The sequence below is a fragment of the Arthrobacter globiformis genome, from assembly GCF_030817195.1.
In the GTDB taxonomy this organism is placed as follows: Bacteria; Actinomycetota; Actinomycetes; order Actinomycetales; family Micrococcaceae; genus Arthrobacter; species Arthrobacter globiformis_D.
In genome coordinates, this window is the sequence record NZ_JAUSYZ010000001.1 from 5192560 (window position 1) to 5200195 (window position 7636).

Sequence of the window (7636 nt, forward strand, 5' to 3'; positions counted from 1 at the left end):
ACCCGGCACACGCCCGCGCGGGTGTGTGTGGGAAAACAGTGGTTACAACAACAGTGGTGTTGTTATTCAATTTATTTCGGTTCGCTTCCAACGGGTTTGTTGGTTGGGAACCACATAGTGGACGCAAGCATTCTTTGTTCTTGTGTGGTGTAAGTTATCGGCCTATTAGTACCGGTCAGCTTCACGAGTCGTTAGTCCTCGCTTCCACATCCGGCCTATCAACCCAGTGGTCTGGCTGGGGGCCTCTCACACCCGGAGGTGTATGGAAATCTCATCTCGAAGCGAGCTTCCCGCTTAGATGCTTTCAGCGGTTATCCCATCCGAACGTAGCTAATCAGCGGTGCACTTGGCAGTACAACTGACACACCAGAGGTTCGTCCGTCCCGGTCCTCTCGTACTAAGGACAGCCCTTCTCAAATTTCCTGCGCGCGCAGCGGATAGGGACCGAACTGTCTCACGACGTTCTAAACCCAGCTCGCGTACCGCTTTAATGGGCGAACAGCCCAACCCTTGGGACCTACTCCAGCCCCAGGATGCGACGAGCCGACATCGAGGTGCCAAACCATGCCGTCGATATGGACTCTTGGGCAAGATCAGCCTGTTATCCCCGAGGTACCTTTTATCCGTTGAGCGACGGCCATTCCACAATGTACCGCCGGATCACTAGTCCCGACTTTCGTCCCTGCTCGAGATGTCTCTCTCACAGTCAAGCTCCCTTGTGCACTTACACTCGACACCTGATTGCCAACCAGGCTGAGGGAACCTTTGGGCGCCTCCGTTACTTTTTAGGAGGCAACCGCCCCAGTTAAACTACCCATCAGGCACTGTCCCTGACCCGGATTACGGGCCGAAGTTAGATGTCCAAAGTGACCAGAGTGGTATTTCAACGATGACTCCACCCGAACTGGCGTCCGGGCTTCAACGTCTCCCACCTATCCTACACAAGCCACTCCGAACACCAATACCAAACTATAGTAAAGGTCTCGGGGTCTTTCCGTCCTGCTGCGCGTAACGAGCATCTTTACTCGTACTGCAATTTCGCCGAGTTTATGGTTGAGACAGCGGGGAAGTCGTTACTCCATTCGTGCAGGTCGGAACTTACCCGACAAGGAATTTCGCTACCTTAGGATGGTTATAGTTACCACCGCCGTTTACTGGGGCTTAAATTCTCAGCTTCGCCGTGAGGCTAACCGGTCCTCTTAACCTTCCAGCACCGGGCAGGAGTCAGTCCGTATACATCGTCTTGCGACTTCGCACGGACCTGTGTTTTTAGTAAACAGTCGCTTCCCCCTGGTCTCTGCGGCCCCGATCCCCTCCCGGTCGCTAGTACCGTTCAAGGTTGGGGCCCCCCTTCTCCCGAAGTTACGGGGGCATTTTGCCGAGTTCCTTAACCATAATTCTCTCGATCGCCTTAGTATTCTCTACCTGATCACCTGTGTCGGTTTGGGGTACGGGCGGCTAAAACCTCGCGCCGATGCTTTTCTAGGCAGCATAGGATCACCGAATCCCCCCTTTACGGGAGTCCCGTCAGATCTCAGGCACATGAACAGCGGATTTGCCTACCGTTCGCCCTACATCCTTGGACCGGGACAACCATCGCCCGGCTCGGCTACCTTCCTGCGTCACACCTGTTAATACGCTTGCCTCCCAGGATCAGGTCCCGCGCTCCACCAAAACCCTTCACCCACAAGGGGTGTCGGGCAGGTCTCGGGCGGTTAGTATCCCCTGTTCAACATGGGCGGTTTTTCGCCGGTACGGGAATATCAACCCGTTGTCCATCGACTACGCCTGTCGGCCTCGCCTTAGGTCCCGACTTACCCAGGGCAGATTAGCTTGACCCTGGAACCCTTGATCATCCGGCGGACGGGTTTCTCACCCGTCTTTCGCTACTCATGCCTGCATTCTCACTCGTGTAGGCTCCACCGCTGGTTTACACCGCGACTTCACCGCCCACACGACGCTCCCCTACCCATCCACACTCCTGAACCACAAAGGCTTGGAAAATATGTGAATGCCACAACTTCGGCGGTGTACTTGAGCCCCGCTACATTGTCGGCGCGGAATCACTTGACCAGTGAGCTATTACGCACTCTTTTAAGGATGGCTGCTTCTAAGCCAACCTCCTGGTTGTCTTCGCAACTCCACATCCTTTCCCACTTAGCACACGCTTAGGGGCCTTAGTTGGTGGTCTGGGCTGTTTCCCTCTCGACTATGAAGCTTATCCCCCACAGTCTCACTGCTGCGCTCTCACTTACCGGCATTCGGAGTTTGGCTGACGTCAGTAACCTTGTAGGGCCCATTAGCCATCCAGTAGCTCTACCTCCGGTAAGAAACACGCAACGCTGCACCTAAATGCATTTCGGGGAGAACCAGCTATCACGAAGTTTGATTGGCCTTTCACCCCTACCCACAGCTCATCCCCTCCATTTTCAACTGAAGTGGGTTCGGTCCTCCACGACGTCTTACCGTCGCTTCAACCTGGCCATGGGTAGATCACTTCGCTTCGGGTCTAGATCACGCCACTGCAACGCCCTGTTCAGACTCGCTTTCGCTACGGCTTCCCCACACGGGTTAACCTCGCGACGTAACACTAACTCGCAGGCTCATTCTTCAAAAGGCACGCCGTCACAGCTACAAGGCTGCTCCGACGGATTGTAAGCACACGGTTTCAGGTACTGTTTCACTCCCCTCCCGGGGTACTTTTCACCTTTCCCTCACGGTACTGGTCCGCTATCGGTCATTAGGGAGTATTTAGGCTTATCAGGTGGTCCTGACAGATTCACACGGGATTTCTCGGGCCCCGTGCTACTTGGGATACTCATCAAAGGCGGTGCACAGCATTACGGTTACGGGGCTCACACCCTCTACGGCCGGCCTTTCAAGACCGTTCACCTATACCAGCACTCACACCTCCCCGGTCCGGCAGAACCAGGACAACAAGTCCCACAACCCCGCCCATGCAACGCCCGCCGGCTATCACACATGGGTCGGTTTAGCCTGATCCGCGTTCGCTCGCCACTACTAACGGAATCACTGTTGTTTTCTCTTCCTGCGGGTACTGAGATGTTTCACTTCCCCGCGTTCCCTCCACGCACCCTATGTGTTCAGATGCGGGTCACCAGATCACTCGCGCGTCTGGCGGGGTTTCCCCATTCGGACACCCTGGGATCACAGTCCGGTTATCGACTCCCCCAGGCTTATCGCAGATTCCTACGTCCTTCTTCGGCTCCTAATGCCAAGGCATCCACCGTGTGCTCTTAAAAACTTGACCACAAAAGATCAAGGAGTAATTTTCGAGAGAACCACGAAAACCAACCACACCCAACAACCACTCCCCCACAAGGGAAGCCATCATCACGCGCAGCCAGATCCAGGTTCATATTCTTGGAAATTGCTTCTTATAAAAGATGCTCGCGTCCACTATGTAGTTCTCAAACAACAACCCCGTACCACACACCCCACACACCACCCCCAAAGGAGCCAACGCGCATGATCCGTGCAGCCAGGAAACCAGAAACAAACAAAACCCGGGAAAGTCACCCTCCCCGGCCCTGTTGCCTCAGGACCCAACAGTGTGCCAAACACTAAACCGCGCATCCCCACCCGCACCGTTCCAGGACCCCCTCCAAAAAGAAGATCCGTACTAAGCACAGAAGAAAAACCCGCGGCCGCTATCCGTTGATATTCCACCCATGAGCACCCGCCGCAGAACTTGCGTCTGCGCAACGGGCCTTTACTCCTGACAACCCCACCACACCCGCATACACGGGCACAGAGGACTGTAGGTGCTCCTTAGAAAGGAGGTGATCCAGCCGCACCTTCCGGTACGGCTACCTTGTTACGACTTAGTCCCAATCGCCAGTCCCACCTTCGACGGCTCCCTCCCACAAGGGGTTAGGCCACCGGCTTCGGGTGTTACCAACTTTCGTGACTTGACGGGCGGTGTGTACAAGGCCCGGGAACGTATTCACCGCAGCGTTGCTGATCTGCGATTACTAGCGACTCCGACTTCATGGGGTCGAGTTGCAGACCCCAATCCGAACTGAGACCGGCTTTTTGGGATTAGCTCCACCTCACAGTATCGCAACCCTTTGTACCGGCCATTGTAGCATGCGTGAAGCCCAAGACATAAGGGGCATGATGATTTGACGTCGTCCCCACCTTCCTCCGAGTTGACCCCGGCAGTCTCCCATGAGTCCCCGCCATTACGCGCTGGCAACATGGAACGAGGGTTGCGCTCGTTGCGGGACTTAACCCAACATCTCACGACACGAGCTGACGACAACCATGCACCACCTGTGAACCGGCCCCAAAAGGAGAAACCACATTTCTGCGGCGGTCCGGTCCATGTCAAGCCTTGGTAAGGTTCTTCGCGTTGCATCGAATTAATCCGCATGCTCCGCCGCTTGTGCGGGCCCCCGTCAATTCCTTTGAGTTTTAGCCTTGCGGCCGTACTCCCCAGGCGGGGCACTTAATGCGTTAGCTACGGCGCGGAAAACGTGGAATGTCCCCCACACCTAGTGCCCAACGTTTACGGCATGGACTACCAGGGTATCTAATCCTGTTCGCTCCCCATGCTTTCGCTCCTCAGCGTCAGTTAATGCCCAGAGACCTGCCTTCGCCATCGGTGTTCCTCCTGATATCTGCGCATTTCACCGCTACACCAGGAATTCCAGTCTCCCCTACATCACTCTAGTCTGCCCGTACCCACCGCAGATCCGGAGTTGAGCCCCGGACTTTCACGGCAGACGCGACAAACCGCCTACGAGCTCTTTACGCCCAATAATTCCGGATAACGCTTGCGCCCTACGTATTACCGCGGCTGCTGGCACGTAGTTAGCCGGCGCTTCTTCTGCAGGTACCGTCACTTTCGCTTCTTCCCTACTGAAAGAGGTTTACAACCCGAAGGCCGTCATCCCTCACGCGGCGTCGCTGCATCAGGCTTTCGCCCATTGTGCAATATTCCCCACTGCTGCCTCCCGTAGGAGTCTGGGCCGTGTCTCAGTCCCAGTGTGGCCGGTCACCCTCTCAGGCCGGCTACCCGTCGTCGCCTTGGTGAGCCATTACCTCACCAACAAGCTGATAGGCCGCGAGTCCATCCAAAACCGCAAAAGCTTTCCACCCCCCACCATGCGATGAGGAGTCATATCCGGTATTAGACCCAGTTTCCCAGGCTTATCCCAGAGTCAAGGGCAGGTTACTCACGTGTTACTCACCCGTTCGCCACTAATCCCCGGTGCAAGCACCGGATCATCGTTCGACTTGCATGTGTTAAGCACGCCGCCAGCGTTCATCCTGAGCCAGGATCAAACTCTCCGTTGAAGTAAAACAGACACAACCAACACCCCCGGAAATAACGGGAACGAAGGCTGCACAAAATTTGAAACCAGCCAAAAACACCAGGCCACACCACGGGGGTGGGCAGCCCGGCACAATCAACCAATTCATAAAAAATCGGTATCAACAAACTTGGCACACTATTGAGTTCTCAAACAACAGACACACCCGGCACCACCCAAACCAACGTTCAGGATCGCTCCGGAGCAACTTTTCAAACTTACCCGGTTTCACTTCCCGACGCAAATCCATGTTTCAGGACCCACACCGGCAAACAAACCAGCCCCACCAAGTTCGAGCGACCTAAAAGAGTCACCAGATTTTGGTCTTGATTTCGGGGATTTGGCCGCCCGCGGTTACCAGCTCTTCGCTGTCTCCCTCGCGGCGACTTGGAAAACATTACACCCACCCCACCGCCAAAGCAACCCAGCCAAAAACACGTGAAGCGCGCACCGAAACCCTTGGACTGCCGCGGTTTTTGGGCCCTCCAAGGGGGTCAACGGAGCCAACCAGGATCCGGACTGGTTTTATGGACCGCATCACAGTCCGGCATGCCGCCCTGGGCCGGCGGCTGCCGGCCCGGCGCACCAGATGTCCTCCCCCCCCACTCAACCGCACGTCAGACTGCCGGCCCGCCGCCAGCCGGCACCCGCCGCCATGAACCACAGCCTCCACAAACCACAACTTCCCCAAAGTGCCCGGGAAGGTTGCCGCAGTGAAATTCCTCACCGAAGCGCCGCGGGCCGCGTTGCCGGGACTGCCAGGCACCGGCAACCCAAGGCCCTGCCCCGGACAGGCCAGCGGGACGTGAGGGACGAACGACCTCCAGGATGGGGTTCGCGGCCGGGCCCGGCGCATCAGTTGGCACCGCTTGCCGGCCCTGGACGCCGTAGCCAGCTGTTGGCACCGTGGCCGCACATCCGGCGGGCGGCGGGCGGCGGGCGGTGCGACTTTTTGGACGGGTCAGGTTTTAAACGGCCAGGGCCCCGGCGGATGCGCCGGGGCCCTGGGCGGGTGCGAAATGGTGGTTAAATGCGGGAGAGCCCCGACCAGTGACTGGTTGGGGCTCTCGACCTAATGGTTGTCCGGCGGTGACCTACTCTCCCACACCCTCCCGGGTGCAGTACCATCGGCGCTGTGGGTCTTAGCTTCCGGGTTCGGAATGGGACCGGGCGTTTCCCCCACGCTATGACCGCCGTAACCCTTTGACCCGGCACACGCCCGCGCGGGTGTGTGTGGGAAAACAGTGGTTACAACAACAGTGGTGTTGTTATTCAATTTATTTCGGTTCGCTTCCAACGGGTTTGTTGGTTGGGAACCACATAGTGGACGCAAGCATTCTTTGTTCTTGTGTGGTGTAAGTTATCGGCCTATTAGTACCGGTCAGCTTCACGAGTCGTTAGTCCTCGCTTCCACATCCGGCCTATCAACCCAGTGGTCTGGCTGGGGGCCTCTCACACCCGGAGGTGTATGGAAATCTCATCTCGAAGCGAGCTTCCCGCTTAGATGCTTTCAGCGGTTATCCCATCCGAACGTAGCTAATCAGCGGTGCACTTGGCAGTACAACTGACACACCAGAGGTTCGTCCGTCCCGGTCCTCTCGTACTAAGGACAGCCCTTCTCAAATTTCCTGCGCGCGCAGCGGATAGGGACCGAACTGTCTCACGACGTTCTAAACCCAGCTCGCGTACCGCTTTAATGGGCGAACAGCCCAACCCTTGGGACCTACTCCAGCCCCAGGATGCGACGAGCCGACATCGAGGTGCCAAACCATGCCGTCGATATGGACTCTTGGGCAAGATCAGCCTGTTATCCCCGAGGTACCTTTTATCCGTTGAGCGACGGCCATTCCACAATGTACCGCCGGATCACTAGTCCCGACTTTCGTCCCTGCTCGAGATGTCTCTCTCACAGTCAAGCTCCCTTGTGCACTTACACTCGACACCTGATTGCCAACCAGGCTGAGGGAACCTTTGGGCGCCTCCGTTACTTTTTAGGAGGCAACCGCCCCAGTTAAACTACCCATCAGGCACTGTCCCTGACCCGGATTACGGGCCGAAGTTAGATGTCCAAAGTGACCAGAGTGGTATTTCAACGATGACTCCACCCGAACTGGCGTCCGGGCTTCAACGTCTCCCACCTATCCTACACAAGCCACTCCGAACACCAATACCAAACTATAGTAAAGGTCTCGGGGTCTTTCCGTCCTGCTGCGCGTAACGAGCATCTTTACTCGTACTGCAATTTCGCCGAGTTTATGGTTGAGACAGCGGGGAAGTCGTTACTCCATTCGTGCAGG

Annotated in this window: 4 rRNA genes; all 4 read right to left on the reverse strand. The window is 56.6% G+C overall.

Annotated elements, in window-relative coordinates:
- Positions 1–144: 144 nt before the first annotated feature.
- A 23S ribosomal RNA gene (locus QF036_RS23820) occupies positions 145–3271 on the reverse strand.
- Between the two features lie 525 nt (positions 3272–3796).
- Positions 3797–5322, reverse strand: a 16S ribosomal RNA gene (locus tag QF036_RS23825).
- 1098 nt (positions 5323–6420) lie between these two features.
- A 5S ribosomal RNA gene (rrf, locus tag QF036_RS23830) occupies positions 6421–6537 on the reverse strand.
- A 152-nt stretch (positions 6538–6689) separates the two neighbouring features.
- A 23S ribosomal RNA gene (locus QF036_RS23835) occupies positions 6690–7636 on the reverse strand; the annotation flags it as partial.